25 protein-coding genes are annotated in these 26817 nt (G+C 65.5%); 13 read left to right on the forward strand and 12 right to left on the reverse strand.

Features of this window, described 5'->3' with window-relative positions:
- Positions 1 to 13 precede the first annotated feature (13 nt).
- Positions 14 to 577 carry a TRAP transporter small permease gene (locus LH400_RS20575; RefSeq protein WP_229155159.1) on the reverse strand — a complete coding sequence of 188 codons (564 nt, stop codon included), beginning with the start codon at positions 575 to 577 and terminating at the stop codon, positions 14 to 16.
- Positions 578 to 656: 79 nt separating this feature from the next.
- Complete coding sequence (locus tag LH400_RS20580) at positions 657 to 1637, reverse strand: sialic acid TRAP transporter substrate-binding protein SiaP (RefSeq protein WP_229155160.1); 981 nt, start codon at positions 1635 to 1637, stop codon at positions 657 to 659.
- Positions 1638 to 1837: 200 nt separating this feature from the next.
- Here LH400_RS20580 and LH400_RS20585 point away from each other — a divergent pair, with 200 nt between their 5' ends.
- From LH400_RS20585 to LH400_RS20595, 3 genes are all read left to right on the forward strand, one after another.
- Positions 1838 to 3352, forward strand: a complete 1515-nt coding sequence (locus tag LH400_RS20585) for a UxaA family hydrolase (protein WP_229155161.1) — start codon at positions 1838 to 1840, stop codon at positions 3350 to 3352.
- Between the two features lie 126 nt (positions 3353 to 3478).
- Entirely contained in the window at positions 3479 to 3940 is a 462-nt protein-coding gene (locus LH400_RS20590) for a YbhB/YbcL family Raf kinase inhibitor-like protein (RefSeq protein WP_229155162.1), read from the forward strand.
- Between the two features lie 243 nt (positions 3941 to 4183).
- Entirely contained in the window at positions 4184 to 5131 is a 948-nt protein-coding gene (locus LH400_RS20595; protein ID WP_229155163.1) for a ring-cleaving dioxygenase, read from the forward strand.
- 69 nt (positions 5132 to 5200) lie between these two features.
- Here the strand turns inward: LH400_RS20595 and LH400_RS20600 are convergent, their stop codons facing one another.
- A complete protein-coding gene (locus tag LH400_RS20600; RefSeq protein ID WP_229155164.1) occupies positions 5201 to 5587 on the reverse strand; it encodes a hypothetical protein in 387 nt (128 codons plus the stop codon).
- A gap of 166 nt (positions 5588 to 5753) precedes the next feature.
- Here LH400_RS20600 and LH400_RS20605 point away from each other — a divergent pair, with 166 nt between their 5' ends.
- A complete protein-coding gene (locus LH400_RS20605; RefSeq protein WP_229155166.1) occupies positions 5754 to 6911 on the forward strand; it encodes a winged helix-turn-helix domain-containing protein in 1158 nt (385 codons plus the stop codon).
- 94 nt (positions 6912 to 7005) lie between these two features.
- Here the strand turns inward: LH400_RS20605 and LH400_RS20610 are convergent, their stop codons facing one another.
- Positions 7006 to 7488, reverse strand: coding sequence for a response regulator (locus LH400_RS20610; protein ID WP_229155167.1), 483 nt, complete (start codon positions 7486 to 7488; stop codon positions 7006 to 7008).
- Positions 7489 to 7981: 493 nt separating this feature from the next.
- Between LH400_RS20610 and LH400_RS20615 the strand changes: the two genes are divergently transcribed.
- Entirely contained in the window at positions 7982 to 8851 is an 870-nt protein-coding gene (locus LH400_RS20615) for a GGDEF domain-containing protein (RefSeq protein ID WP_229155168.1), read from the forward strand.
- 147 nt (positions 8852 to 8998) lie between these two features.
- Positions 8999 to 9247, forward strand: coding sequence for a hypothetical protein (locus LH400_RS20620; protein ID WP_229155170.1), 249 nt, complete (start codon positions 8999 to 9001; stop codon positions 9245 to 9247).
- A gap of 185 nt (positions 9248 to 9432) precedes the next feature.
- Here LH400_RS20620 and LH400_RS20625 read toward each other — a convergent pair whose 3' ends face one another.
- On the reverse strand, positions 9433 to 10017 hold the full coding sequence (locus LH400_RS20625) for a Uma2 family endonuclease (protein ID WP_229155171.1): 585 nt from the start codon (positions 10015 to 10017) through the stop codon (positions 9433 to 9435).
- A 165-nt stretch (positions 10018 to 10182) separates the two neighbouring features.
- Here LH400_RS20625 and gatB point away from each other — a divergent pair, with 165 nt between their 5' ends.
- From gatB to LH400_RS20650, 5 genes are all read left to right on the forward strand, one after another.
- Positions 10183 to 11682: an Asp-tRNA(Asn)/Glu-tRNA(Gln) amidotransferase subunit GatB gene (gatB, locus tag LH400_RS20630; protein ID WP_229155173.1), complete on the forward strand. Its 1500-nt coding sequence runs from the start codon at positions 10183 to 10185 to the stop codon at positions 11680 to 11682.
- Entirely contained in the window at positions 11679 to 12188 is a 510-nt protein-coding gene (locus tag LH400_RS20635; protein WP_229155175.1) for a GNAT family N-acetyltransferase, read from the forward strand. The genes gatB and LH400_RS20635 overlap by 4 nt, the downstream gene beginning before the upstream one ends.
- A gap of 96 nt (positions 12189 to 12284) precedes the next feature.
- The gene (locus tag LH400_RS20640; protein WP_229155177.1) at positions 12285 to 12761 is read left to right on the forward strand and encodes a phosphate-starvation-inducible PsiE family protein; all 477 of its coding nucleotides are present in this window, start codon (positions 12285 to 12287) and stop codon (positions 12759 to 12761) included.
- Positions 12762 to 12892: 131 nt separating this feature from the next.
- The gene (locus LH400_RS20645; protein WP_229155178.1) at positions 12893 to 13276 is read left to right on the forward strand and encodes an NADH:ubiquinone oxidoreductase subunit NDUFA12; all 384 of its coding nucleotides are present in this window, start codon (positions 12893 to 12895) and stop codon (positions 13274 to 13276) included.
- Between the two features lie 168 nt (positions 13277 to 13444).
- Positions 13445 to 13873 (forward strand): DUF2155 domain-containing protein, encoded by a 429-nt coding sequence (locus LH400_RS20650; RefSeq protein WP_229155179.1) that lies wholly within the window; start codon positions 13445 to 13447, stop codon positions 13871 to 13873.
- On the opposite strand, the gene aat is transcribed toward LH400_RS20650, so the two are convergent.
- The 5 genes from aat to LH400_RS20675 all read right to left on the reverse strand — a co-directional run bounded on the left by aat (position 13813) and on the right by LH400_RS20675 (position 18799).
- On the reverse strand, positions 13813 to 14478 hold the full coding sequence (gene aat / locus LH400_RS20655) for a leucyl/phenylalanyl-tRNA--protein transferase (protein WP_229155180.1): 666 nt from the start codon (positions 14476 to 14478) through the stop codon (positions 13813 to 13815). The two genes, LH400_RS20650 and aat, sit on opposite strands and share 61 nt — an antisense overlap.
- Before the next feature lie 4 nt (positions 14479 to 14482).
- Positions 14483 to 15832 carry an acetyl-CoA carboxylase biotin carboxylase subunit gene (gene accC / locus LH400_RS20660; protein WP_229155181.1) on the reverse strand — a complete coding sequence of 450 codons (1350 nt, stop codon included), beginning with the start codon at positions 15830 to 15832 and terminating at the stop codon, positions 14483 to 14485.
- Positions 15833 to 15842: 10 nt separating this feature from the next.
- Positions 15843 to 16331 carry an acetyl-CoA carboxylase biotin carboxyl carrier protein gene (gene accB, locus LH400_RS20665; RefSeq protein ID WP_229155182.1) on the reverse strand — a complete coding sequence of 163 codons (489 nt, stop codon included), beginning with the start codon at positions 16329 to 16331 and terminating at the stop codon, positions 15843 to 15845.
- A gap of 303 nt (positions 16332 to 16634) precedes the next feature.
- A complete protein-coding gene (locus LH400_RS20670; protein WP_229155184.1) occupies positions 16635 to 17393 on the reverse strand; it encodes a DsbA family protein in 759 nt (252 codons plus the stop codon).
- 23 nt (positions 17394 to 17416) lie between these two features.
- On the reverse strand, positions 17417 to 18799 hold the full coding sequence (locus LH400_RS20675) for a M48 family metalloprotease (protein ID WP_229155185.1): 1383 nt from the start codon (positions 18797 to 18799) through the stop codon (positions 17417 to 17419).
- A gap of 290 nt (positions 18800 to 19089) precedes the next feature.
- Here LH400_RS20675 and LH400_RS20680 point away from each other — a divergent pair, with 290 nt between their 5' ends.
- Positions 19090 to 20247: a pyridoxal phosphate-dependent aminotransferase gene (locus LH400_RS20680; RefSeq protein ID WP_229155187.1), complete on the forward strand. Its 1158-nt coding sequence runs from the start codon at positions 19090 to 19092 to the stop codon at positions 20245 to 20247.
- 239 nt (positions 20248 to 20486) lie between these two features.
- On the opposite strand, the gene LH400_RS20685 is transcribed toward LH400_RS20680, so the two are convergent.
- Together LH400_RS20685 and LH400_RS20690 are read right to left on the reverse strand one after the other, a co-directional pair.
- The gene (locus LH400_RS20685) at positions 20487 to 21311 is read right to left on the reverse strand and encodes a PRC-barrel domain-containing protein (RefSeq protein WP_229155188.1); all 825 of its coding nucleotides are present in this window, start codon (positions 21309 to 21311) and stop codon (positions 20487 to 20489) included.
- 247 nt (positions 21312 to 21558) lie between these two features.
- A complete protein-coding gene (locus tag LH400_RS20690) occupies positions 21559 to 24621 on the reverse strand; it encodes an Rne/Rng family ribonuclease (RefSeq protein WP_229155189.1) in 3063 nt (1020 codons plus the stop codon).
- A 914-nt stretch (positions 24622 to 25535) separates the two neighbouring features.
- Between LH400_RS20690 and LH400_RS20695 the strand changes: the two genes are divergently transcribed.
- Entirely contained in the window at positions 25536 to 26666 is a 1131-nt protein-coding gene (locus tag LH400_RS20695; RefSeq protein ID WP_229155190.1) for an N-acetylmuramoyl-L-alanine amidase, read from the forward strand.
- The last annotated feature ends 151 nt before the right edge of the window (positions 26667 to 26817 follow it).

The following is a 26817-nucleotide window of genomic DNA, read 5'->3' on the forward strand; positions in this document are numbered from 1 at the left end:
ATGGGACGCCCTGTCAGAGGCTCGGACCGGTGGTGGTCGCGGATTCGGGATCGATGAGACGGCTGGTGCGGGTTCTGACGTGCCGCGCGAAGACGATGATCTGATAGATCGTCATGCCCGCAAAACAGGCGGCGACGATCCAGTAGATCAGCGACTTCGGCACGTCGATCGAGGTCATCTTCTGGAGCGTCTTCTGGGCGAGCTGGCTGCAGAGCCAGGTGAGATAGGCGTAGAAGGCCAGCGAGACGACGTCGACAAAGAGCTGCAGCGCCACCCGGACGCTACGGGAAACGCGCGTGTAGAGGAGTTCGACCGCGATGTGGCTCTCGCGGCGCACCGCCGAAACCGCGCCGATGAACGTCACCCCGATCAACAGGTAGCGGGCGATCTCCTCGGTCCAGCCGAGCGAATCGTTGAGGACGTAGCGGGTGAAGAACTGCAGGAAGACGACGACCGCCAGCGCCCAGAAGAAAACGATAACGGGCGCGTCGAGCAGCTTCAGGTCGGACAGGTCCTCGTCCGCATGGCGGACCGGCGTCGGCTCCGCGCCACGGGCGCTCTTGGTGTCGGTCGGCATTGCCGGCGGCTCCGGAAGAAAGAGAGGGGGGCGACGGCCGAAGCCGCCGCCCGTCGATCAGCGACCGATCAGCCGCGGTCTACTTGATCGCCTGCAGCCGGTCGTAGGTCGCCTGGTCCCAGGTCGCGTCCGGCCCGTTGTGGAGCTTGACCGTCGCGTCGCGGAAGGGCTTGCGGTCGACCTCGTTGACCTGGACGCCCTGGTCCTTGAACCACTGGACGAGGTCCTTCTCGTTCTGGATCACCTGGCTGGTCGCGCAGGCCGCGGTGTCGTCGAGCACCTTGTCGAATGCCTGCTTGTCCTCGTCAGACAAAGAACCCCACACCGAGCCGGAAACGATGGTCAGAAGCGCGTCGGTGATGTGGCCGGTCAGGTTGATGTCCTTCTGGACCTCGTAGAACTTCTTCGCCTGAATGGTCGGGAGCGGGTTCTCCTGCGCGTCGACGGTTCCCTGCTGCAGTGCAAGGTATACCTCGGCGAAGGCGATCGGGGTCGGGTTGGCGCCGACCGCCTTGGGGAACATCTCGTAGAGCGGGGCATTCGGCACGCGGATCTTCAGGCCGGCCATGTCCTCGGGCTTGAGGATCGGCTTGTTCGAGGTGACGTGCCGCTCGCCATAATAGGTCATCGAGGTGACGTGGTTGCCGGCGGCCTCCTCATAGCCCTCGGCGAGTTCCTTGAAGAGGTCGGAGTTGCGGTACTTGTCCCAATGGTCGAAGTCCCGGAACATGTAGGGCGCGCCGCCGATGGCGATCGGACCGTAGGCCCGGCCGGCAAACAGCTGGCCGGTATAGATGATGTCGACCGTGCCGAGGCCGAGACCCTCGTTGATGTCGGTCTCCTTGCCGAGCGAGGAAGCCGGATAGACCTCGATCGAATAGCGCCCGTCGGTGGCCTCCTTCAGCTTGTCGGACGCGGCGACGGCGCAGGTGTTGTACGGCTCGTTCGCCTCGTAGACATGGGCCCATTTCAGAACGGTCTCGGCGGATGCCGGCAGCGCATACAGGACGGCCACGGCGGTGGTTGCGGCCAGACAGGCCCTCAGACGATTGTATTTCATGTTTCTCCTCCCCAATGTATACGCTGTTTTTCGGGCCATCATATTGGCTCGAGCCGGAAGCGCAATGCCGATGATCCCGCTGGGCCGGAAAAGCACGAACCTCGTTTCGCCGCGATCCGGTTTCATGCGATGGAAAGCGCTTGAAATAACCCGGGCTTTGCGCCCGCCGACGCAAGCTTCGACCTTGGGATTAAGACGATATGTCCACGAATGCCGTCCGCCTCGATCCGTCCGACAACGTCGTGACGGCGCTGAAGACGCTGGAGACCGGGGCGGAGGTCGAGACCGTCTTCACGCAGTCGCTGGTTCCGCGCGGCCACAAGATCGCGAGCCGGGCGATCGCCAAGGGCGAGAAGGTGGTGAAATACGCCCAGGTCATCGGATATGCCGCAGAGGACATTCCCGCCGGCAGCCATGTCCATACGCACAATGTCGAGTTCCGCGGCACCGCGCATGACTACGACTTCTCGACCGATCTGCGTCCGGTCACCATGGTGCCGGAGGCGAACCGCGACACCTTCATGGGCTATCGCCGCAAGAACGGCACGGTCGGCACGCGCAACACGATCGCGGTGATCACCTCGGTCAACTGCTCGGCGACGGCGGCCCGCAAGATCGCCGAGGCCTTCGGCCCCGAGGAGCTCGCGGCCTATCCGAACGTCGACAACGTTACCGCCTATGTCCACGGCACGGGCTGTGGCATGGGCGGAGACGGCGAGGGCTTCGAGGCGCTGCAGCGCGTGATGTGGGGCTATGCCCGCCACCCGAACGTCGCCGGCGTGCTGATGGTCGGGCTCGGCTGCGAGGTGAACCAGATCGACTGGCTGCTCGAAGCCTATGGCATCGAGAAGGGCCCGATGTTCCAGGCGATGAACATCCAGGACGTCGCCGGCCTGCGCCGGACGGTCGAGGTCGGGATCGAGAAGATCCGGGGGATGCTGCCGATCGCCAACGAGGCGCGGCGGGAGCCGTGCCCGGCCTCGGAGATCATGGTCGGCCTGCAGTGCGGCGGGTCGGACGCCTGGTCCGGCATTACTGCTAACCCGGCGCTCGGCTATGCCTGCGACCTCCTGGTGGCGCAGGGCGGCACCGGCGTCCTCGCCGAGACGCCGGAGATCTACGGCGCCGAGCACCTTCTCACCCGCCGCGCCAAGGACGAAAAGACCGGCCGCAAGCTCGTCAGGCTGATCGAGTGGTGGGAGGATTATACCGCTCGCAACAAGGGCTCGATGGACAACAATCCCTCGCCCGGCAACAAGAAGGGCGGGCTGACGACGATCCTGGAAAAGTCGCTCGGCGCGGCGGCGAAGGGCGGCACGAGCCCGCTCAACGGCGTCTACCGCTACGGCGAGCCGATCACCGAGCGAGGCTTCGTCTTCATGGATTCGCCCGGCTACGACCCGGCCTCGGTCACCGGGCAGATCGCGTCGGGCTGCAATCTCGTCGCCTTCACCACCGGGCGCGGCTCGGCCGCGGGCTTCAAGCCGGCCCCGTCGATCAAGATCGCGACCAACACCGAGATGTACCGGCGCATGACCGAGGACATGGACGTCGATGCCGGCCGCATCGTCTCCGAAGGGCTGTCGATCGAGCAGTCCGGCCGCGAGATCTACGAACTCCTGCTGAAGGTCGCCTCGGGCGAGATGTCGAAGTCGGAGGCGCAGGGGCTCGGCGACTACGAATTCGTGCCCTGGCAGATCGGCGCGACCATGTGAGACGGGCGGCACGGGAGCCCCGCCCGCAAGGCGGCTAACGGCCCGTCCCGGAACCCTGATGGCGGCACATGGTTGGTTGGGCGAAGGGCCGCAAAAGGCCCGAAGCCAAGCAATACGGAGACGACCATGGCCTTCCTGCTCTCCAGCCCGGATTTCAAAGACGGGGACAAGATCCCGCCCCGCCACCTGAAGACCGGCGACAATCTCTCGCCGCAGCTCGAATGGACCGATCCTCCGGGCGGGACGCTGAGCTACGTCCTGTTGATGGAGGACGTGACAACCGCCGATAAAGCGCATCGGCACTGGGCAATCTTCAACATTCCTGCCGATCGCCGGCATCTCGCTCCAGGACGTTCTTCCGGCGCCCGGACCGAGGATCTGCCGCACGCGGTCAACGACTTTGGCGAGCCGCGCTACGACGGCCCGCATCCGAGCGACAGCGAGCACAGCTACCGCTTCCGCCTTGCGGCGCTCGACATCGCCGAACTCCCGATCCTCGAAGATGTCCCGGATGCGGCGACCGTTTGGGATCGCGCCCGCGACCACATCATCGCCGAAGCCGGAATCATGGGGACCGCGAAGGCCTGATCCGGCAAAGCCCGCAGAATCGACAAGAACAGATCGATACGGCCCGGGCACTCATCGCCCGGGCCGTATCGTTACGGCCGTGCCGTTCGGCCGCCGGGACCAACACGGTGGACCGAGCCGGATTGGGGCGCCGGGCGAAGACAATCCGTCGCTCGCGTTCCACACGGGCAGGGCGGTGCCTATCTGGCTTGACGACGGCGGCAGCGCAGCGGAGCTTGCGGGGACAGCAAGGGACGGAGCACCATGAGCAACGGCATCCACCATGTCACGGCGATCGGCGGTCCGGCCGCGCGCAATCACGACTTCTACACCCGGGTCCTGGGAATGCGGCTGGTCAAGACGACCGTCAATTTTGACGATCCCGGCACCTATCACCTCTATTACGGTGACGAGGCCGGGCGGCCCGGGACGATCCTGACCTTCTTTCCCTGGGAGCATGTCGCGGCCGGACGGCTCGGCGTCGGCGAGACGCAGGAGACGGTGTTCCGGGTGCCGGAAGCGGCGATGGGCTTTTGGGCGCACCGCTTCATCGAGAAGGGCGTCGACCATCAGGCGCCGGAAAAGCGTTTCGGGGAGACCGTCTGCTCCTTCAAGGACCCGGACGGCACGCGGCTGGCACTCGTCGCTGTGCCGGGCGCCGAGGCCGAGCCCGGCTGGAGCGACGGCACGATCCCGGCCGAGCACGCGCTGCGCGGGATGCAAGGGGTCAGCCTGCTTCTGGAGGAGGCGGGCGCGACCGGCGCGATCCTCACCGACATCTTCGGCTTCCGTGAGAGTGGGAAGGAGGACTCGACGACGCGCTATGTCCTGCCCGGCACGCCGGTCGGCGGCGTCGTCGATATCCGTGCGGTCGGGGGTTTCCTGAAGCCGCGTGTCGGCGGCGGCTCTGTCCACCATGTCGCCTTTCGCGCCAGGGACGATGCCGAGCAGGCCGAGATGGTGAAGCGGCTGAAGGAGAACCACGGCATCGAGACGACCGAGCAGAAGGATCGCAACTACTTCCGCTCGGTCTATTTCCGCGAACCCGGACACATCCTCTTCGAGATCGCCACCGATGCTCCCGGCTTCTCCGTCGACGAGCCAGCGGATGGGCTCGGCACGTCCCTGAAGCTGCCGGCGCAGTTCGAACCGATGCGCGAGCGGATCGAACGGGCGCTGCCGGATCTCGGGAGAGAGCCCGCGCCACAATAGGCCCGAGGCGTCCAGCATTTGCAGGTTTCGGCAGCCCGGCGCGATATCGCCGCGGCTGCCTCGCACGCCTTACTTCGCCTGCGGCTGGTCCGGCACGCTGCTCGGCGGGATGACCGGCGTGGTTTCAGGGGTGGGATCGGGCGCCGGAGCCTGGATCTCGGGATCGTTCGTCGCCGGGGGCGTCAGCACGCCGGAACAATCCGCCAGCTTTCCCGACAGATCCTGGCCGGTCGCCGCGCCTCCCGGCTGCGCGGCGCAGGGATCGCCCATCGGCGAGGCGTCCGGAGTCGGCGGCGCGCTCGAATCGGGGCCGGGTGCGGGAACTTCCGGGATCTGGGTCAGCGGCGCCTCCGGTGCCGGTGTGCCCGGGGTCGGAGATTGCTGTGCGGCCGACATCGTGGTGGAGGAGAGGAGGGCGAGGCCGGCAAGAGCCGCTGCCTTGGGGAATAAAGTCATGAGATCATTCCTGAATCGGATCGGGGTCCCTTATCGCGAACAACGTTCGGCAGGAGGCTTTGGCTCCCGTGCCCCGGGCAGCTCCATGACGTCAGCCGTAGCGATCCTGCTTCTCGTGACCGGCGATGCCTGACTTTTCGCGCCGGGCTGCTATAAACCGCGCGCCATGCCATCCCGACCCTTGAAGCCCTTCCACATCACCAGAGAGCAGGCCCGGCGGATATGGCTACGGGCGCAGCGGCTCGATTCCCGTGAGCCTTTCGGGGAGGGCCCCGAGGCCACCGCTGCGGCGGTCGCCCATCTCGGCTATGTGCAGATCGATACGATCGCGGTGGTCGAGCGCTGCCACCATCACATCCTCTGGAACCGCATTCCGACCTACAGCCGGGCCCATCTCCAACACGCCCACAGCGTGGAAAAGTCCGTCTTCGAATACTGGACCCATGCGCTGTCCTACATTCCGGCGCAGGACTTCCGCTTCTTCATGCCGGCCATGAAGCGACACAAGGCGGCGCCGTCCTCCTGGTTCGGGACTGTGACGCCGGCAGACATGAACAAGGTCTTGCGACTGATCCGAAAGGAAGGGCCGCTCTCGATCCGCGACATCGAGGACGACGTCCTCGTCGAGAAGGAGCATCCCTGGGCTAGCCGAAAGCCGTCGAAACGCGCACTCCAGCACGCCTTCTACTCGGGAACGCTGACGATCAGCGCGCGCGCCGGCATGGTGAAGACCTATGAGCTGACCGAGCGCCATTTCGGCTGGGAAAACCGTCCGCGTCAAGCGACCGAGCGGCAGGTGAACGACTATGTGCTGGACCGCGCGCTGAAGGCGCAGGGCATCGTCAGCCTCGACTCCATCTGCCATCTCGACGCCAAACGGAAGCCGGCGGTACGCGAACACATCGAGGCCAGGATGAAGCGGCGAATGCTTGTCCCCGTCACGATCGAGGATGGCGAGGCCGGCGAGCACTGGGCGGCGCCGGAGACGCTAGATGCGCTTCCTGAGGCCGGCGAGCCGCTCGTCCACATCCTCTCGCCCTTCGACCCGCTGATCATCCAGCGCAAGCGGCTGAAGCTTTTCTTCGGCTACGAGCATCGCTTCGAGGCCTATGTACCGCGGAACAAGCGCGTCTACGGCTATTTCGCCCTGCCGGTGCTTCTGGGGGACAGAATCGTTGCGGCTCTCGACCTGAAGGCAGATCGCGCGAAAGGCGAGCTTCTCATTCGGCAATGGACCGATGTCGCTGGCGCCGTCTCGGCCGGCGAGCGCGCTGCGATCGATGCCGAACTCGAGCGCTTTTCGGCATTCCAGTTCGCAGACTGAGGAAGAAACGACCGCGGCCGAGGCTATCGAGGGCCGACGCAACGCGCCGAGTGGTCGACGTGGCCGCTCGTCAATACCGCGGGAACCAAAGTGCCTAGATCGCGACGCCGCGCTTTCGCATCGCGTCGGCTGCGCGCAGCGCTCCCAGCAGCCAGGTCTCGGCAAAGGGCTTGTCGATGAATCCGATCGGTCTGGACCGGAGTGCCCTTACCTCGTCGTCCGGCTCGATCCCGCCGCTGACGAACAGGGCGGGGATGTCGTGCTGCTGGCGCAGGACCTCCGCCACACAGACGCCGTCAGGTCCGCGCGCCAAGTGGATATCGATGATCGCAATGTCGACGTCACCGGAGCGCACGATCTTCAGTGCTTCCTCCAGATCTTCCGCAATTCCGGCAATGGTATAGCCGTGGCAGGTCAGCAATGACTCGAGCCCGAGCGCAACGATCGGATCGTCTTCGACAATGATGATCTTGGGCGAGGACGGGGCCATCTGGAACCTTCCTTTTGGTATCACAAAGTCGTGCGGAATGGATTGGTTCCCGACGACGCAAAAACGTCTTGCATCGATGCAGGTCAAGCTTTGCCGGCCCAAGCTGCTATGCGGCAGCGATTTGAATTCTTGGGCAAGGGTGCCGTCCTCGCCACCCCATCAGTCGAGCGTCACCGCCGCACTGCGTCCTTTCGTTGTATCGCCTTAACAAATCGCGGCTAGCGTCTGGCGGAGCTTCAAGGCGCATCGAAAGCCTTGGCGAGTGGTGCCATCGATCGACAGCAAATAGCGGACATGATGCCTCCGATTCAGTCGAATTCGGCCCGACTGTGGCGCATGTCCGCTCCGACCCAGCGGGCGCGCGAAGGGAATCCCGTTGATCGTATCGATGTTTGCCGAATTTCCGCCATCGGTGCCGTGTCTCCCGCCCGAATCGGCCTACCGATCGAGGAGGGAAGACTGCTGATGTCGCACCAATTGTTAGCACATCGTCAACCATGCCGGCATGCGAGTGCGGATCATGCCGTATTCGATCCGTTGTCTTCCTAGTATCGGCGGGGCTGGGAAAGGGAGAATCTCTGTGCGGTTGTATGCGTTCATGCAGGGCGTCGGTTGGCCGAAGTCCTATGTCGGAAAGATCCTGGCCATCTGCTTCGTGGGAACCCACGTTCCTCTCGTCTCGATCGTGTTGTGGCTCGTTCTGCGGGGCGAGATGCGCGACTCGCTCCCGATCCTGGGCGTCGCTCTCGTCGCGACGCTCATCGGTACCGCACTGACGTTTGCCGGCGTCGCCGGAATGCTCGCTCCCGTCGTCCAGTCCACGGCCGCGCTCGACGGTTATTCGGCAGAGCGCCGGCGGCCGGCTCTGCCGACGAATTATCGTGATGCTGCAGGCCGGTTGATGGCGAGCGTCCAGTCGACCGTGTTGTCGCTCGACGAGACGGTGGGGGAGCTTCAATCGCGTGCGACCACCGATCCGCTGACGGGGCTGCGAAACCGTCACTGGCTTTCCGACCAGGGCGTCAAGATGGTCGAAGCGGCAAAGCGCCGGGGCGAGGCGATGTCGCTGCTCGTCATCGACATCGACCGGTTCAAGTCGCTGAACGACATGCACGGGCATCTCTTCGGGGATCAGGCGCTGATCATCGTCGCCGACGCATTGCGGGAAAGCGTGCGACGGGTCGACCAGGCCGTCCGGATGGGAGGCGACGAGTTCTGCGTTCTCCTGCCCGGCACGGAGGCGGCGCTGGCGAGCGAGATCGCCGAGCGGATCCGGCAGGCGGCGCGGCTGTCGGTCGACCGGCTGCTGGGGCCCGATGTCCTGACGCTGAGCATCGGTCTTTCCGAATTGGGCGCGAGCGACACGGGCTTCGTCGATCTCTACTCCCGCGCCGACGGCAATCTCTACCGCGCCAAGGCCCGCGGTCGCGACCAGCTCGTGGTCGGCTGATCAGCCCGTCTCGATCACTGCCTGTCCGACCAACGAGCGGACGGACGAGACCTGGACGCCGCCGGGTTCGCAGCATTTCTGCGGCGGCGCTTGAGGGCCCGTGTGGCGGAACCCATGTAAATCGGGCGAAAGCCGTATGAGGATGCGATGGCGGATGATCTGAGACTGGCGCTCGACCGGCTTGCGGACGGGGACTGGGACGCGGCCCACGCGATCGTTCAGGACGATCCGTCGGCGGACGCTGCCTGGATCCACGCTCATCTCCACCGCGTGGAGGGCGATCCCGGCAATGCCGCCTACTGGTATCGGCGCGCCGGACGCCCGCCCGCGACAGGGACGCTCGACGAGGAATTCGCGGAGATCAGGCGGGCCCTCGGCGGGACACAAGCCAGTTGAGCCGCTCCCCGGCCGGTCGGTTCCAGTCGGTTTGCCAGCTGATCCGACAGGCCGGCGCCGGGGCTTCGTTGCGAGTCACCCCGCGCTGCAGATCCTGAAGAGTCCTTGAAGAGCGCGACCGCATCGCGGGTGAAGGTGGCGTGAGCGGCTCTCAGCCGGGGATGCGCATCGGACGGGTACGACTCCTAGGAAAGCTTGAAGATATTCCGGTAAATCTCCGGGAGCGGCAACGAGATCTGCAATGACTCCACCGCAATCGTTCCTGTCGTGAGGATCGCCGGAGTTTCCTCCCAAGTGCCGTTTCGTCGGAGCCATGCCCAAAGGCAGGGCTTATCCTGGTCTACGATCAGATAGGTCTGGAGGTTCGGTAGCGTCTGATACTCGAGCCGCTTGGGGCCGAAGTCGTTCGGCGCAGTGGAATCCGAAAGAACCTCGACGATGAGTATGGCGCGATCCGTAGTGCGCGCAGCGAGGTCGTCGGAAGCTTCGTCGACGAATATGTCAGCATAGCGGATTGAGCGCGGCCCGGTGCGGATGGCAAAGTCACCCTGCGTGACAAGGTATCGATCAGGATCGAGCGCTCGCTGCAGCATGCGGTCGATATTGCTGACAATGCGGGCGTGCGAGCGCCTGACGTTGGGCAGCATCAGCGGTGTTCCCTCCACCAGCTCAAAATGCCGCTCCTGCCTCTCCAGCCAGTCGAAGAATGCCTCGACCGTCAAATCGGTCGGCAGATCCGCCGGCAAAATGGTTTCAGCGAAAGCGCTCATCGACCGCTCCTTGGAATAACGCACGCAATCTATCACATGGTGCCGGTCGAGCGAGTAGCGATGCCCCGCGCCGGTTCAGCCCATGCAGAGCCCACATGCGCTTGAACCCCTGCCGGCTTTGCTCTAGCCAAAACCGAAACGCGCAAATCGAGAAGCTTTCCGCCCATGACCCTCGTCGACACACGCACGCCAAACCCGAAGGATTTCATCTCCGGCGCCACCGGCGACTGGGAGATCATCGTGGGCATGGAGGTGCATGCCCAAGTGAAGTCCGAGGCGAAGCTGTTCTCCGGCGCGGCGACCAGCTTCGGCGCCGAGCCGAACAGCCATGTCAGCCTGGTCGATGCGGCGATGCCGGGCATGCTGCCGGTCATCAACGAGGAGTGCGTCGCCCAGGCGGTCCGCACCGGCCTCGGGCTGAAGGCGAAGATCCACCATCGCTCGGTGTTCGACCGCAAGAACTACTTCTATCCGGACCTGCCGCAGGGCTACCAGATCTCGCAGTACAAGGATCCGATCGTCGGCGAGGGAACCGTGATCGTCTCCGTCGGGCCGGACTCCAAGGGCGAGTTCGAGGACATCGAGGTGGGCATCGAGCGGTTGCATCTCGAGCAGGATGCGGGCAAGTCGTTGCACGACCAGCATCCGACCATGAGCTTCGTCGACCTGAACAGATCGGGTGTCGCGCTGATGGAGATCGTGTCGAAGCCGGACATGCGCTCTGCCGACGAGGCGAAGGCCTTTCTCACCAAGCTGAGGACGATCGTCCGCTATCTCGGCACCTGCGACGGCAACATGGACGAGGGCTCGATGCGGGCCGACGTCAACGTGTCCGTGCGCCGCCCCGGTGGCCCGTTCGGCACGCGCTGCGAGATCAAGAACGTCAACTCGATCCGCTTCGTCGGCCAGGCGATCGAATCGGAGGCGCGGCGCCAGATCGCCGTCATCGAGGATGGCGGCGTGATCGACCAGGAGACGCGGCTGTTCGACCCGGTGAAGGGCGAGACGCGGGCGATGCGAACCAAGGAAGACGCGCACGACTATCGCTACTTTCCCGATCCGGATCTCCTGCCGCTGGAATTCGACCAGGCCTATGTCGACGCGCTCCTCGCCGAGTTGCCTGAACTGCCGGACGACAAGAAGGCCCGGCTGATCCAAGATGCCGGCCTCTCGGCCTACGACGCTTCAATCCTCGTCTCGGAAAAGGCGATCGCCGATTATTTCGAAAAGGTGGCGAAGGGCCGCGACGCCAAGCAGGCGGCGAATTGGGTGATCAACGATCTCCTGGGCGCCTTGAACAAATTCGGCTTGAGCATTGAAAAGACGCCGGTTTCGGCCGATCAGCTCGGTGCGGTCCTGGACCTCGTGCGCGACGGCACGATCTCCGGCAAGATCGCCAAGGACCTCTTCGAGATCGTCTGGGCCGAAGGCGGCGACCCGAAGGAGATCGTCGAGAACCGCGGCATGAAGCAGGTGACCGACACCGGCGCCATCGAAAAGGCCGTCGACGAGGTGATCGCCGCCAACCCGGAAAAGGTCGAGCAGGCCAAGGCCAAGCCTTCGCTCGCCGGCTGGTTCGTCGGCCAGGTGATGAAGGCGACCGGCGGCAAGGCCAATCCGCAGGCGGTCAACGCGCTGGTCAAAGAGAAGCTCGGCGTCGAATGACCTTCTTCGTCCGCACGGCCGGAACCCGAGACCTGGAGGCGGTCAGCCTCCTGCTCGGCGAGACATGGCATGCGACCTATGACGGCATCTATGGCCTGGAGCGTGTGTCGGAGATCGTCCGCTCTTGGCATTCGGTCGAAGCGCTGCGGCCGCGCGTGACCCGGCTGAACACCGAGTTCCTGGTGGCCGACGACGGGACTCGCCTCGGCGGCATGGCCTTTGCGGCCTTCGAGGCCGAGCGCAAGCTCGTCGTCCTGCATCAGCTTTACGTGCATCCCGACTATCAGCGGCAAGGGATCGGGCGCGAACTCCTGGCCGAGGTCGAGGACGGTTTCCCCGGTGCCGAACGCGTCCGTATCGAGGTCGAGGAGGCGAATACCGGCGCAATCGCCTTCTACGTCGCGTCTGGCTTCGAGCCGGCGGGAAAGTCCGAAGCCTGCGGCGGCGACACCCGTTTCGCCATTCCCGCCGCGATCTACGAGAAGCGCATGATCTGGACAGGCTGAGCGTCCAGAACATTGGACAAAGCGTCAGCATTGGGGCAGCTTTGGACGGGGGCGCTACCCGCAACCCGTTTCGACCCTCGTGCAGGCGGACCGGCCATGCATCTCGTCAGGCTCTATTTCCGCTTCGAGCGGATCGTCGCCCATATTCTCCTGCTGGGGATGGTCGGCGTCGTCCTGCTGGCGCTCTGGAGCTTCCTGCGGGCGACGGGGCTGGCGCTCCTGGATCTGTCGCACCCGCTCGAATATTCCGCCTTCCAGACGCTCTTCGACCGGGTTCTCGCCGCGATCATCGCGCTCGAACTCGCCCATTCGATCCACCAGATGGCGCTCGGCGACCATCGCTTGGCGCAGGTGCGCACGGTGATCGTCATCGGCGTCCTGGCCGTGGTCCGGAAGCTGATCATGCTCGAGGTCGATACGACCAGCGGCACGTTCCTCGCAGGGCTGGCCGCGACATTCCTGGCGCTCGGCGGTCTTCTCGTCATGGTCCATTTCGTCGATGCCCGCGAACAGCGCGGCAAGAAGACGACGGTCACCGGCGGCGAGCATGCCCCTTCGAAAGATCCGGATTGAGTGCGCCGGGCCGCCGCGCGCCAAAGGCACTTGCCGTGTAACGGAACCGTCGCCGCGGCGCAGCGAGCCGGGTGGACATTTTCCCGCCGCCGCAGCATAACGAGCGCGAAATCGGACGGATCGGTATCCTCATGAAGAAATGGCTCCTGGAGATCTTCACCTGGTGGCAGGGCCAGACGATCGGAACCCGCTTCTACACATGGCGCGTGGGCAAGCGTGTCGGCGAGGACGAGTTCGGCAATGTCTACTACACCAATGCGGATGGCACGCGGCGCTGGGTGACCTTCAACGGCCCGGCCGAAGCCTCGGCGATTCCGACCGGCTGGCATGGCTGGATGCACCACAGGGTCGATACGCCGCCGAGCGAGGAAGACTACAAGCCGCGCGACTGGCAGAAGCCGTTCGAGCCGAACCACACCGGCACCTCCAAGGCCTATCGCCCTGCCGGCTCGCTGCTGCGCCCCGGCGCGGAGCGGCCACGCGTCACCGGCGAATACGACGCCTGGACACCCTGAACCCGGCTGGCGGCAGCGTCCGCAAAGCGGCCTTCGCCCATCCACCGGCGACAAACGGTTCGCACGGGATCGTCGCGGGACCGAACCCTGCCGCATTCGCCAGCTAGCCCCGGAGGGTCCGCGCGGTATGGTGCGCGGGCAGGCGAATCACCGGGATACACGATGCGGATGAAACGGCTCTCGATCTCTTCGCTGATGGCGCTGACCTGGCTCTGCGCGATGCAGCCGGCTCTCGCTCAGGATGCGGCGCCGGCCGCCGATCAGGAGCGGGTGAAGAACCCTGTCGCCGTGTTTTCCGGCCTCGACAAGATCACCGGCCGCATCACCACATTCGACGTCTACGTCGACGAGACCGTCCAGTTCGGTACGCTGCAGGTGACGCCGCGGGTCTGCATGACCAGCCCCAAGGGCGCGGCGGAGCGGACGGATGCCTTCGTCCAGGTCGACGAGATCACGCTCGACCGCGAGATCCAGCGGATCTTCTCCGGCTGGATGTTCGCAGATTCGCCCGGCCTCAACGCCGTCGAGCACCCCGTCTACGACGTCTGGCTGAAGAGCTGCAAAACCGATTCGGACGTTCCCGCACCGGAAGGGTAGAAGGTCGCGTCGGCTTCGACCGCCTCCGCGAGGAGCGCCTGATACTCGTCGCGATGGATCTCGATCGCGCCGAACCGGGCGAGATGGCTGGTCAGGAACTGGGTATCGAGCAACTGGTAGCCGCCGCGCATGAGCCGCTCGCAGAGAAAGGCGAGGGCGATCTTGGACGCGTCGGTGCGCCGCGAGAACATGCTCTCGCCGAAGAAGGCCGCGCCGAGCGACACGCCATAGAGCCCGCCGACCAGCCGGTCGCCCTCCCAGGCCTCCACGGAATGGGCGAAGCCCTCGCGGAACAGCGAGAGGTAGAGCGATCGGATCTGGGCGTTGATCCAGGTCTGCTGACGGCCGGGCGCCGGCTCGGCACAGCCATCGACGACCGCCGCGAAGGCGGTGTCGACCCGGATGTCGTAGGGTTGGCGCCGGATCGCCTTCCTGAGGCTGCGCGGCATGTGGAGCGCGTCGAGCGGGAGGACGCCGCGCTCGGTCGGGTCGACCCAGAAGATCCTGAGATCGTCGACCGCCTCCGCCATCGGAAAGATGCCGCAGGCATAGGCCTTGAGCAGGACCGCCGGCGTGATCTCGAAGCGCTGGCGACCCCGGGCCATGGTCTCAGGCCTTCGCCGAATCCGCCAGGTAATGCTCCAGCCAGTGGATGTCGTACTGCCCAGCGGCGATATCGGCATTGTCGACGAGGTCGCGGAAGAGCGGGAGCGTCGTCTTAACCCCGTCGATGACGATCTCGTCGAGCGCCCGGCGCAGGCGCATCATGCATTCGGAACGGTTGCGTCCGTGCACGATGAGCTTGCCGATCAGGCTGTCGTAGAAGGGCGGGATCGAATAGCCCTGATAGACGCCGGAATCGACGCGTACGCCGAGGCCGCCCGGCGTGTGGTAATGCGTGATCTGGCCGGGCGAGGGCGCGAAGGTCCGCGGATCCTCCGCATTGATGCGGCACTCGATCGCATGGCCGGAGAACTGGATCTCGCTCTGGGTGGTCGACAGGCCCTGGCCGCAGGCGACGCGGATCTGCTCGTGGACGAGGTCGAGGCCAGTGATCGCCTCGGTCACCGGATGCTCGACCTGCAGCCGCGTGTTCATCTCGATGAAGTAGAACTCGCCGTTCTCGTAGAGAAACTCGATCGTGCCGGCGCCCCGGTAACTGAGCTCCGCCATGGCTTCGGCGCAGGTCTTGCCGATCTGGGCGCGCTGCTCCTGCGAAAGGGCAGGCGAGCTCGCCTCCTCCCAGACCTTCTGATGCCGGCGCTGGAGCGAGCAGTCACGCTCGCCGAGATGGATCGCGTTGCCGGCCCCGTCACCGAAGACCTGCACCTCGATATGGCGCGGTTTCTCGAGGTATTTCTCGATGTAGACCGCGTCGTCCCCGAAGGCCGCGCCGGCCTCCTGACGCGCGGCCTGCAGGGCCGACGAAAGCTCCTCGCGCGAGCGGGCGACCTTCATGCCGCGCCCGCCACCGCCGGCCGATGCCTTGACGAGAACCGGGAAGCCGATCTCGTCGGCGATCTTCAGCGCCTCGCCGTCGTCCGTCACGGCGCCGGCCGATCCCGGAACCACCGGGATGCCGAGCCGCTTGGCGGTCCGCTTGGCCTCGATCTTGTCGCCCATGATCCGGATGTGATCGGCGGTCGGACCGATGAAGGTGATGCCGTGCGCATCGAGGATGTCGGCGAAGCGGGCGTTCTCCGACAGGAAGCCGTAGCCAGGGTGCACGGCATCCGCGCCCGAAACCTCGCAGGCGGCGACGATCTGCGGAATGTTGAGATAGCTGTCGCGCGAGGGCGGCGGGCCGATGCACACGCTTTCGTCGGCAAGGCGCACATGCATCGCCGCGTTGTCTGCCGTGGAATGAACCGCGACGGTCGAGATGCCGAGTTCCTTGCAGGCGCGCAGGACGCGAAGCGCGATCTCGCCGCGATTGGCGATCAGGACCTTCTTGAACATGTTCCGTCCCTTACGCGATCACGACGAGCGCTTCGCCGTATTCCACGGGTTGGGCATTCTCGACGCAGATCCTGGCGACCTTGCCGGAGCGCGGCGCCGGAATCTGGTTCATCGTCTTCATGGCCTCGATGATCAGGAGCGTCTCGCCCTCGGTGACCTCTTGGCCGACCTCGACGAAGGAGCGGGCTCCGGGAGCCGGCGAAAGATAGACGGTACCGACCATGGGCGAGGGGACGGTTCCAGGCTCGGGACCGGTCGGCGCTGCGAGCTGGGGCGCGGGAGCCTGGCCCGGGGCGGGAGCAGGGCCGGCGGGGAGATATTGCTGCGGAGCCTGCATGTAGGCCATCGCCGGCGGGTAACCGCCCATCTCCTTCTGCCGCGAGACGCGCACCCTGAGGGAGCCGCGCTCGATCTCGATCTCGGTCAGGTCGGTTTCATTGAGAATCGACGCAAGTTCGCGGACGAACGTCGGGTCGACGGTCTGATCTTCTTCTGACATATGCTTCCTTGAGCCGCTCGGTTTCGTCCTCGGCTCCTTCCTTCGGGTCACGACCGTCCGGCCGTCGCCCTGGTGGTTGCCCGAGGGGAGCCGGGCCTCGATGCGGTCCCGCCTCTCGCGATATCGTGACCGCAGTTTCGCAGACGGCTATAGGGCGGGAACCCGTCTGAGGAAAGCGGCAATCGGAAAAGCCGGTATCCGGATCCGCGAATTCTGCCCGCTCGCAGCCTGCGAAATCGACGACGCGGTCGCCGGCACAGGATCCGATCCGGAACCGGCACGCGGTCGACCGATCCCGCGGTGTCAGCAGCTGGCGCTGCCGCATTTACGGACATTGGCGATGGCCGCGGTCAGGTTGTCGGCCCCGACGGCGCCCGCGAGCACCCGGTCGTTGATGACATAGGTCGGCGTTCCGCTGATCTGAAGCTTGTTGGCGAGATCGCTCTCGGCTTCGATCTGCGCCTGGATGTCCTTGGACTCCATCACCGGCCGGAGCTCGGCTTCCGTCACACCGAGATCTTCGGCGACCGACAGCGCGCGCTTCTCGTCGGCGACGCCGCGCGAGCCGAGAAGCTTGCGGTGAAACTCGCCGTAGAGTTCCGGCTTCAGGTCCCGGAAGGCCAGGCTGACGCGCGTCGCTTCGACCGACTGCGGCCCCAGCACCGGGATTTCCTTGAGCACGAAGCGCAGATTCGGGTCGGCCTTCAGGAGGGCGTCCATGTCGGAAAGCGCGTGCTTGCAGTAGCCGCAATTGTAGTCGAAGAACTCGACGACGGTGACGTCGCCGGTGGGGTCGCCGAGGGCGGTGCCCTTCGGTGTCTGGAAGATCTCCGATTCATTGCTCTTGATGGCGGCGGTCTGGGCGGTGAGCTGATCGCTGTTCCGCTTGGCCTCGAGAGCGTTCAGCGTCTCGACCAGCACCTCCGGATGCTTCAGCAGATAGTCGTGGACGATCCCTTCGATCGCCTTGGTCTGAGCGTCGTCGAAGGCCGGCTCGGCGGCGCTCGCCGCGCCCGTGAGGCCGAGGGCGAGGATCGTGGCGAGAATAGCGGTGCGGGGCATGAGAATCGAAGTCCTTCCAGGCGTCAGCGAATCTTGGTGGTGATGATGTCTTGCGCCTGGCGCCAGGGCGGCGAGCCGGGCTTCAGCTTCTGTTGGGCGCGGGCGGCGAAGATCTTGGCCTGGCGGAATGCGCCGGCCTGCCAGTAGCCTTCGGCAGACGCGAGTTCGGCTCGGCCGATGTCGCCGGTGCGACCATATGCCATCGCCAGGAAGCGGTAGGCAACGGAATTGCTGGGATCGACGCGGAGGCCGGCGCGAATGAGGTCGATCGCCCGTTCCATCTGCGACGGGTCGCCGGTGGTGACCAGCGCTTGGCCGATCTCGGCCTTCAGCAGGCCGGAATTGCTTCCATCGAGCTTGGCGGCCCTGCCGAAGGCGGCCGCCGCTTCCGATCCGCGACCGGCCTCCAGAAGGATCTCTCCCCGCATTTCCTCGAACCAGGGATTTTTCGGCCGCGACGCGATCAGGGCGTCGATCTTCCTGAGGGCGGAGGCGGTCGAGCCGGCGAGGAAGGTCGCGATCGCGTCGCCGTAGAGCGCGCCGATCGAGCGCGGATCCCGCGCGAACAGGCGCCTCACATCGCTCATCCCGCCATTGTAGGCGGCGATCTTGGCACGGGCGAGATTGTGGCGCTCGACGAGTTCGGCCGGGTCGGTCCGCCCGTAATAGGGGCTGCGCTTGGCCGCTTCCTCGATCGCCGCGCGGCGATCCTGCGGCATCGGGTGCGACGAGAGGTAGGAGCCGGCCCGGGAACTGGCGAAGAGATTGTTGCGCGCCAGAATGTCGAAGGTCTGGACGAGGCCCTTTCCGGACTGGCCGGAGCGATCGAGATAGGTGATCGCGGCGCGGTCGGCGGTCGCTTCCTCGCCGCGCTGGTAGCTGAGAAGTCCGCGATGGGCGGCTGCGGCCCCGCCGGCGATCAGTCCGGTTCCGGCCTGGGCGGCGCCGCGCGTGCCCGAGGCGGCGCCGGCTGCGGCGATGCCGGCACCGAGGAGACCGGCCACGATCGCGATCGTCTGGGCGCGCTCGATCTGATCGCGCAGCCGCTGCTGGTGGTTGCCGGCGAGGTGGCCGATCTCGTGGGCGAGAATGCCGATCAACTGGTTCGGCGTGTCGGTCGCGGTGATGGCGCCCGTGTTGACGAAGATCCGCCGGCCAAGGACGAAGGCGTTGAAGTCCGGCGAGTTGACGAGAACGATGTCGATGCCCGAGCGCGACAGGCCTGCGGCCTTGAGGAGCGGCCTGGCATAGTCGGCGACCAAGCCTTCGATCTCCGCATCACGGACGATTGGCAAGTGCGCCTTCTCGCTGCGTGCGGCTGTCGCACTCGTCGGCAGGAGGGCGAGGCTGACGGCCGTCAGGATCGCGACGCCATGCGCGGCGATGCTGCGAAGTCGGTGGATCATGCTGTCTTCCGGTTTCGAATTTCGCACGGGTTCATTTCAAGCTCGCGCTGGTTCGGGTATCGACGGATCGAGTGTCGGCACGGACCCCGTACCGTCAAACGTCGCGCCGAGGCATCCGCCTTTCGATAACACGACAGGCGCCCGCTGCGCGATCACGAGACCCGGCGCATCCGTGAATGCCGGTGAACGAGACGACAGGGCTGCCGAATTTTCCTCGGGAGCCCGTCCCAGCCACGCCAAAGCGGCGAATTGTTGGCGCGGCGAGGCTGCAACAGGAAGGACGTACACCGATGATGACGCCGTCGCTCAGATCCAAAGTCGATCCCTTCCGCGCGATGGATGTCCTGGCCGAAGCCAACCGGATGATCGCCGCCGGGGAGCGGGTGCTTTCGCTGGCCGTCGGGCAGCCAGCGGCGCCGGCGCCCGACGCTGCCATCGACGCTGCCAGAGCCATGCTCGGCCACGGCCGCGTCGCCTATACCGATGCGCTCGGGCGACGGGAGCTTCGTGAGCGAATCTCCCGCTACTACCTCGAACGCCATGGTCTGGCGGTCGATGCGAGCAGGATCATGGTGACCACGGGATCCTCCGCCGGCTTCAACCTCGCCTTCCTCGCCGCCTTCGACCCCGGCGATCGGATCGCGATCGCCTCGCCGGGCTATCCCGCCTATCGCAACATCCTGAAGGTGCTGGGGCTCGAGCCGGTGGAGATCCCGGTCGGCGTGGAAACCGACTACATCTTCACCGCAGCGCATCTGCAGTCGGCGCATGAGGAGAAGCCCGTCACCGGGGTTCTGGTCGCAAGTCCTGCCAACCCCACGGGAACCGTGACGCCTCCCGAGGAACTTGCGCGGCTCGTCACCTATGCCGACGCGCAAGGCATCCGCTTCATCTCCGACGAGATCTATCATGGCCTCACCTATGGCGGCGAAGAGGCGAGCGCGCTCGCTTTTTCCGAGCATCCGATCGTCGTCAATTCCTTCTCCAAATACTACTGCATGACCGGCTGGCGGATCGGCTGGCTGGTGCTGCCGCCGGAACTGGTGCGGGCGGCCGAGCGGATCGGCCAGAGCCTCTATATCTCGGCGCCGGAGATCTCGCAGGTCGCGGCCACGGCCGTGTTCGACGCGGCGGAAGAACTCGACCGGGTGCGCGACGGCTATGTCCGGAACCGCGATCTTCTGATCCAGCGGCTTCCGGAACTCGGCTTTCGCGATATTGCGCCGATCGACGGCGCCTTCTACGCCTATGCCGGCATTCCCGAAGGATGGGGCGGCTCGACGGAGTTCGCCCGCAGCGTCCTGCACGAGACCCATGTCGCCATCACGCCAGGCACCGACTTCGACCTCGTTCGCGGCGAGTCCTTCGTCCGTCTCTCCTATGCCTGCGACTATGCAACGCTCGAAGAGGCGCTCGGTGGCATTCGGAGGTTCACCCAAAGGCGGTGAGGAAAGTCCCGCCAGCTGAGAAATTGCGTTCGAGCGGGGAGTGGAACAACCAGACCGCTTCACGCCTGCGCAAGGCTTTGGGCGCGAGATCCAATCGGTAAGCGGCGTTGTTGAAGATAGAAGAAGGCCCGGGACGCGACTGTCCCGGGCCTTGATGGCGAACGCGGTGAGCGTCGCCGGCATGTCTTGTATCCGGAGCCCCTTCCGGCCGAAGGCGCGATGATGCGGCGACCGCTGCCTCAGCCGTCGAACATCGAGCCGTCGAGAGGCTCCCGGTTGGCGATGTCGTTGCGGCTGTAGGGCATGTCGTAATTGGCGAGACCCGGGCTCCAGCCATAGTCGTAGCCATAGAACGGATAAGCATAGCGACCATTGGCGCCGAAGGCGTTATCCGGCCTTACGACAACGGCCGAGACCATTCCATCCTTCAGCAGGATGTCGTCGACATAGCCATAATTGGTCCAGCCGCCCTGGTCGTTGAGGCGGACATAATCGTCGACCAGTTCCGTCGCGCGCCAGACGCGCGGCCCGGTGTCGGCATCCTCGAACCATCCGCTGTCGACGTTCTGAATATTGGTGCTCGCCGTCTGCTTGGTGATCATATCCCGGTCGAACAGCGAATAATCCTCCAGATTGTCCTCCGTGACGGGAACGGTCACGCGGTTCTGTCCGGCGTCGATCTTCGCGACATCCCAGGGGATGCTGACGTGCGTGTCGCCGATGTCCCAGACGCCGCCCACCTCGGCGATGATCGAAAGAGCCTTGCCGTCGGCGCCGATCAGGACGTTCTCGACATCGCCGATCTCGTCACCCGTCGGTCCATAGACGGGACGATCGATGAGGCTGTCGACGCTGACGGAGTTCGCAGCGGTGAGGTCCGGATGCCAGTCCGGCAAGGAGATCGCCCGGGCGGTCCCGTCGATGCCGGAGGCCGCGTTGGTCGTGCTCGCCGTGGTCCGGTCCTGCTGATCGTCCATGCCGCTCGTCTGAGCGGAAGCGGCTGTTGCGCTGAGGGCAAGGGTCGCCGTCGAGGCGATCAGGATCTTGGTCGCGTTGTGAAGCATATCGTTGATATCTCCCTTGGTTCGTTTCAGCCGACCTGCCGGCGCGTCGACTTCGCGTCCGGCCGCATTCGGCTTCGTCATGGGAGACCAACGAGGGCTTCGGCCGTGTCGTTCACCGGAAACTCGCTTCCCGCCTCGCAATCACGCCGCATTACAATCTGTTTCGCGCAATGGAATTGCTGCGCCAGAACGAGTTCGGGCGGCCAGATGGCCGCCCGTCCAATGTCGCATTTCGTCTTGCCGAAGATCAGAAGAAGCTGCGACGGGCCCACCACCCGGTGCGGCGCGGCTTCTGGGGAGCCTCTTCCTCATCGCCCGCGATCGAAGAGGTGACGACGGGCTCCTTCGGCATCGCGGCCGCGGCGGCCGGAGCCTCATCGGCCGGCTGATCGTCGTTGGCCGCCTGATCGGCCGCCTCGCCGGAGGGCGCCGCTGCCTGGTCCTCGATCACGGCCGCGGCCGGCTCGGCCTCTGCGGGCGTCTCAGACATGAATGCCGGCTGCGTCTCCACGGGCTGTGCCGCCACCGGCTCTTCCGTCACTGCCGGCTCCGCCTGCAAGGCCGGGGCCTCGCTGGCTTCGGCGGCAATGGCGGTGTCAGCCTCGGCGGGCTCACTCGCAATTGCCGGAGCGGCTTCGCTCGGCCGGTCCTCCGACATGTCCGGGATCTCGGTCACGACGACTTCGCCATTCTCGTTGTTGGAAGCGTGGCTCTCGCCGCCGGTCTCCACTTCGCGGGAGGCGGCCTGCGCGGGCTGCTCACCGCCGCGCGTGTCCCCGTCACCCTCGCGATGGCGCCGACCGCCGCGGCGACCGCGGCGGCGGCGCTTGCGGTTGCGGCCGCCATCGTCGTCCTGCGCTTCGCGGGTGTCCGACCCGGAATCTCCGGCGTCATCCTCGTCCTCGTCTTCATCCTCGTTGTCCGAAGCACCGTCTGAGGCTTCGCTCGCATCGGCCGAACCGTTCGCGCCACCGCGGCGCCGCCTGCGGCGGCGGCGGCGCTTGCCGCCGTCATCCGTGTCGCGCTCGCTCTCGTCGGCGGTCTCGACGCTCTGCGTCTCGTCGTCGGTCAGCGCTTCCGCCGCCTCGTCGGCGGCGGCATCGGCTTCGTCCATCGCGACGACCGATTCGGGATGCACGACCTCGGAATGAGCGATCGGCTTCAGCGCCTCGGCGCCGCGTTCGATCGCAATGCTCTGGTGGCCGGCGCTCTCGTCGGCCTCGATGACGATCTTCAGACCGTAGTGATGCTCCAGTTCGTCGATCCGCTTACGCTTCTCGTTGAGGACGTACAGCGCGGTCGCGGTCGGCACCTTCACGATCAGATCGTGCGTGGCGTGCTTCTGCAGGTGCTCCTCGATCGTCCGCAGGACATGCAGCGCCAGCGACGAGGAGGAGCGGATCAGCCCGGCGCCCTCGCAGATCGGGCAGGCCTGCATGGTGGATTCGAGCACGCTGGCGCGGATCCGCTGCCGGCTCATTTCCAGCAGGCCGAAATGCGAGATCTTGCCGACCTGGATGCGGGCGCGATCGCTCTTCAGGCAGTCCTTCAGCCTCTTCTCGACGGCACGGTTGTTGCGCTTCTCGTCCATGTCGATGAAGTCGACGACGATGAGGCCGGCGAGATCGCGCAGGCGCAGCTGACGGGCGACCTCCTCGGCCGCTTCGAGATTGGTCTGGTAGGCGGTGTCCTCGATCGAGTGCTCCCGCGTCGAGCGGCCCGAATTGACGTCGATCGCGACCAGCGCCTCGGTCTGGTTGATGATGATGTAGCCGCCGGACTTCAGCGTCACATGCGGCTGCAGCATCTTGTCGAGCTGCGATTCGATGCCCTGCCGGGCGAAGATCGGCGTCGGATCGCGATAGGGCTGCACGACCTTGGCCTGGCTCGGCATCAGCATCCGCATGAAGTCTTTCGCTTCACGGTAACCGCCTTCGCCGGCGACGAGGATCTGGTCGATATCCTTGTTGTAGAGATCGCGTATCGACCGCTTGATCAGGCTGCCTTCCTCGTAGACGAGGGCAGGGGCGATCGAGGAGAGGGTGACGTTTCGCACCGTCTCCCACAGCCGCATCAGATATTCGTAGTCCCGCTTAACCTCGGCCTTGGTGCGGTTGGCACCGGCCGTGCGCAGGATGATGCCCATGCCGCGCGGCACGTCGAGGTCGCGCACGACATCCTTCAGTCGCTTGCGGTCGGCCGCATTGGTGATCTTGCGGGAGATGCCGCCGCCGCGCGCCGTGTTGGGCATCAGCACCGAGTAGCGGCCTGCGAGCGACAGATAGGTGGTCAGCGCCGCGCCCTTGTTGCCGCGCTCCTCCTTGACGACCTGGACCAGGAGGATCTGCCGGCGCTTGATGACTTCCTGGATCTTGTACTGCTTGCGCATGCGCGCCTGGCGAACCGGCACTTCCTCCATGGCGTCCTCGGAGCCGAGATCGTCGATCTCCTCGGCCTCGTCGCCATTGTCATCGCCATTTGCATCATCGTCGTCCGAACGCGAGCGACCGCGCGGACGTCGTCCCCGCCGGCCGCGGCGGTTGCGGCCTCCGTTCTCGTCCGAAGTCTCGCTGTCACGCGAGTCCTCGTCCTCGGCGGAGTCGTCGTCGGCATCCTCCGAGGAGTGGCTCTCGGTGTCAGCCTCGTCGGAACGGCGGAAGCTCGTGCCGGCGTCGCTATCCGCGGATGCCTCGGAGCGGGCGAACGCGTCCGCGTCCGCATGCGACTCGGGCCGCTCATCGCCAAGCTCGGTAACGGCCGAAGCCTCAAAGACACCGCTCGCGTCGGCACCTTCGCTTGCCTCGTCGCTGGTGCCTGCATCGCCATGCCGTGCATCGTCCTGGGAAGAGCCCTCCTGCCAGGCGTCCGCATCGGCCGTCGCTCCATGGCCTGCCTCGTCGGCATCCACCGCTTCTGAGACCCGGTCGTCACCGCCGCGGCGTTCCGCGGCCTTGGCCCGGGCCGGCTTGCGGCTGCGAGACGAGCGAGCCCGCGGCTCCTCCGGCTCGTCATCCTCTTCCGCCCGTGCCAGCTCCTCGGCGATCAGCGCTTCGCGGTCGGCCTTCGGGATCTGGTAGTAGTCGGGATGGATCTCGCTGAAGGCGAGGAAGCCGTGGCGGTTGCCGCCATACTCGACGAAGGCGGCCTGCAGTGACGGCTCAACCCGCGTCACCTTCGCCAGATAGATATTTCCCTTGAGTTGTTTCTTGTGCTCTGATTCGAAATCGAATTCTTCGATCCGGCTACCGCGGACGACGACGACGCGCGTCTCTTCCGGGTGGGACGCGTCGATCAGCATTTTGTTTGCCATGAAGGAACTCCCCGGCGCTCGCGCGTGCGGTGCACCGACGGCATTCCAAAGCCTGACGGTCGACGGCCGGGCGCGAGCCCGAATGGGTCGTGTCGCACAACCGACTGCTGCCGCTGTGCGACGACCATCCAGCCCGCGGCGTTAAGCGGGGGGATATCGGGCAGACAGCGGCGAGTGGCAGCAAAATCACGACCTGCAACAACTGATGGCCGCTGAGGCGACCGATGAAACGCGCGGATTTCCTGCCGCTTGCCGCGGGGTGCATCCGCATCGTTGGAAATTCGGCTGGAGCATGCTCCAGCGTCGATGGGAATCTTCCAAGAGATTCGAAAACGGGCCTTCGTGTCGCTGGGATCACTGCGCCACTACCGCCCTCGCGAAGTCTCGCGATCCCGGTAGCATGGCTCTCGTCTCGGCGACGACGCGGTCTCCACGTCGCTTCAAACCTCACTTTCGCTTTTATGACGTGTGCGACTAAGAAACAAGAGTAATGCCATCCAGGCCGTCTGGACGCGACGGCATGGCCAGATTCGCGCAAGCTTCGCCATGAGATAGCCGATCTGAGCGTGCCAGGATGGATGCGGAAGCGCTGTAGCGGGCGAACGTGATTCGCTCGGCGGAGAATGGGGCGCCGCGGATTCTGGTCAGCTGGCGGTCCAACAGGATGAGGGGCATCGGGATGCGGGTCGGCCGGGTCATGCCGTCATCGTCTCGTCACGATTGGGGAATTGGGCGTGCCGGAAGGAAACGAGCTCGAGCCGCTTTCGAACCCTATGATCAATGCATCTGCCACACTTGGCCGTGCCGTCTCGTGCGCTGCCGCTGCGTCATCGCGAATAGCCGCGATCTGCCTGTGCCTTGCGCTGGCGGTGCTGGTCTCTTCTGCCAGTCCTTCGGCGGCCGGGGAGGAGAGGGTGATCACCGCCTTCGAGCAGACGCCGACGGAGGACGGGCTTCGGGCGCGCTTCACGCTGAACGGCGAGACGAAGGTCCGGCTTCTGCATTTGCACAATCCCGATCGCATCGCCGTCGATTTCGTCGGCACGGTCCCGGCCATCACGATTGCGCCGGCGCGCGACAATCCGATTGTGGAGACGATCCGGCACGGCCTCGTCGCGAAGGACCGCTATCGCGTCATCTTCCGGCTGAAATCGCCCGGAACCGGCCGGCTCGAACAAAGCCGGACCGATGCGGGGGAGATCGTCACCCTGTCGGTCGGCCCCGATGAGCGCTCGACTGTGGTGACCCGCCGGACGGGCGCTGATGCGGCAAAGGCCGCTGCCGATGCGGCGGCTCCGGCAAAGGGCGAGCGTCCGGCCGTGGCGCAGTCCCGGACGCGGCAGCTGGTGATCGTCGTCGATCCCGGCCATGGCGGCGAGGACAATGGCGCGGTGTCGCCGTCCGGAACCTTCGAAAAGGACATCAATCTCGCCATGGCGCGTGCGATCCGCGAGTCCCTCTCGGAATTTCCCGGCGTGAAGGTCGTGCTGACCCGCGACGGCGACACTTTCATTCCGCTCGACGAGCGCTCGGCGATTGCCCGCAAGGAACATGCCGACCTCTTCATCTCCGTGCATGCCGATTCGATTCGCTACAACGATTTGCGCGGCGCCACCGTCTATACGCTCTCCGATCGGGCCTCGGACGAGCTGTCGCGCCAGATCGCTGCGTCGGAAAACGCCGCCGATCGGTTCGCCGGACCGGAATGGCAGCAGAGCGAGCCCGACGTCTTCGACATCCTGCTCGACCTGACGCGGCGCGAGACGGTGAGCTTCTCGGAGCATTTCGCGACCTCGCTCGTCACCGACCTGTCGCGTGACAAGATCGACCTCATCAAGAATCCGAAACGGTCCGCCTCTTTCGTGGTGCTCAAGGCGCCGGATGTGCCTTCAGTCCTCGTCGAATGTGGGTTCCTGTCGAACCCGGACGACGAGACGCTCCTGAAGGACGATTCCTGGCGCAAGAAGATGGCGAATGCGATCGCCGAAGCGGTGGTGACGTTCTTCCGCGGGAAGGACGCCTCCCGCTCCGTGGATGCCGGATGACATCCGAAGCCGCACCGGTTTGCGCCGGACGCCGACATAAGCAAGGTTTCGCTCAAGTTTTCCGCGCAATGCTTCATGTCCCTGCCGCAATTGCGGGACAGAAGGATTTCAGCATCGTGCGCAGGCCGGGCCCGACCGGCCGCCGGGGCCG

The organism is Jiella soli (assembly GCF_020615385.1).
GTDB lineage: Bacteria > Pseudomonadota > Alphaproteobacteria > Rhizobiales > Rhizobiaceae > VKMB-3413.

Coding starts and splice junctions, on each gene's coding strand:
- LH400_RS20635 (WP_229155175.1), top strand. CDS start 11,679: ATGACCTTCTTCGTCCGCACGGCCGGAACCCGAGACCTGGAGGCGGTC.
- LH400_RS20620 (WP_229155170.1), top strand. CDS start 8,999: ATGGCGGATGATCTGAGACTGGCGCTCGACCGGCTTGCGGACGGGGAC.
- LH400_RS20590 (WP_229155162.1), top strand. CDS start 3,479: ATGGCCTTCCTGCTCTCCAGCCCGGATTTCAAAGACGGGGACAAGATC.
- aat (WP_229155180.1), bottom strand. CDS start 14,478: ATGGCCCGGGGTCGCCAGCGCTTCGAGATCACGCCGGCGGTCCTGCTC.
- gatB (WP_229155173.1), top strand. CDS start 10,183: ATGACCCTCGTCGACACACGCACGCCAAACCCGAAGGATTTCATCTCC.
- LH400_RS20650 (WP_229155179.1), top strand. CDS start 13,445: ATGAAACGGCTCTCGATCTCTTCGCTGATGGCGCTGACCTGGCTCTGC.
- LH400_RS20690 (WP_229155189.1), bottom strand. CDS start 24,621: ATGGCAAACAAAATGCTGATCGACGCGTCCCACCCGGAAGAGACGCGC.
- accB (WP_229155182.1), bottom strand. CDS start 16,331: ATGTCAGAAGAAGATCAGACCGTCGACCCGACGTTCGTCCGCGAACTT.
- LH400_RS20645 (WP_229155178.1), top strand. CDS start 12,893: ATGAAGAAATGGCTCCTGGAGATCTTCACCTGGTGGCAGGGCCAGACG.
- LH400_RS20575 (WP_229155159.1), bottom strand. CDS start 577: ATGCCGACCGACACCAAGAGCGCCCGTGGCGCGGAGCCGACGCCGGTC.
- LH400_RS20605 (WP_229155166.1), top strand. CDS start 5,754: ATGCCATCCCGACCCTTGAAGCCCTTCCACATCACCAGAGAGCAGGCC.
- accC (WP_229155181.1), bottom strand. CDS start 15,832: ATGTTCAAGAAGGTCCTGATCGCCAATCGCGGCGAGATCGCGCTTCGC.
- LH400_RS20595 (WP_229155163.1), top strand. CDS start 4,184: ATGAGCAACGGCATCCACCATGTCACGGCGATCGGCGGTCCGGCCGCG.
- LH400_RS20685 (WP_229155188.1), bottom strand. CDS start 21,311: ATGCTTCACAACGCGACCAAGATCCTGATCGCCTCGACGGCGACCCTT.
- LH400_RS20600 (WP_229155164.1), bottom strand. CDS start 5,587: ATGACTTTATTCCCCAAGGCAGCGGCTCTTGCCGGCCTCGCCCTCCTC.
- LH400_RS20585 (WP_229155161.1), top strand. CDS start 1,838: ATGTCCACGAATGCCGTCCGCCTCGATCCGTCCGACAACGTCGTGACG.
- LH400_RS20670 (WP_229155184.1), bottom strand. CDS start 17,393: ATGCCCCGCACCGCTATTCTCGCCACGATCCTCGCCCTCGGCCTCACG.
- LH400_RS20625 (WP_229155171.1), bottom strand. CDS start 10,017: ATGAGCGCTTTCGCTGAAACCATTTTGCCGGCGGATCTGCCGACCGAT.
- LH400_RS20580 (WP_229155160.1), bottom strand. CDS start 1,637: ATGAAATACAATCGTCTGAGGGCCTGTCTGGCCGCAACCACCGCCGTG.
- LH400_RS20640 (WP_229155177.1), top strand. CDS start 12,285: ATGCATCTCGTCAGGCTCTATTTCCGCTTCGAGCGGATCGTCGCCCAT.
- LH400_RS20680 (WP_229155187.1), top strand. CDS start 19,090: ATGATGACGCCGTCGCTCAGATCCAAAGTCGATCCCTTCCGCGCGATG.
- LH400_RS20675 (WP_229155185.1), bottom strand. CDS start 18,799: ATGATCCACCGACTTCGCAGCATCGCCGCGCATGGCGTCGCGATCCTG.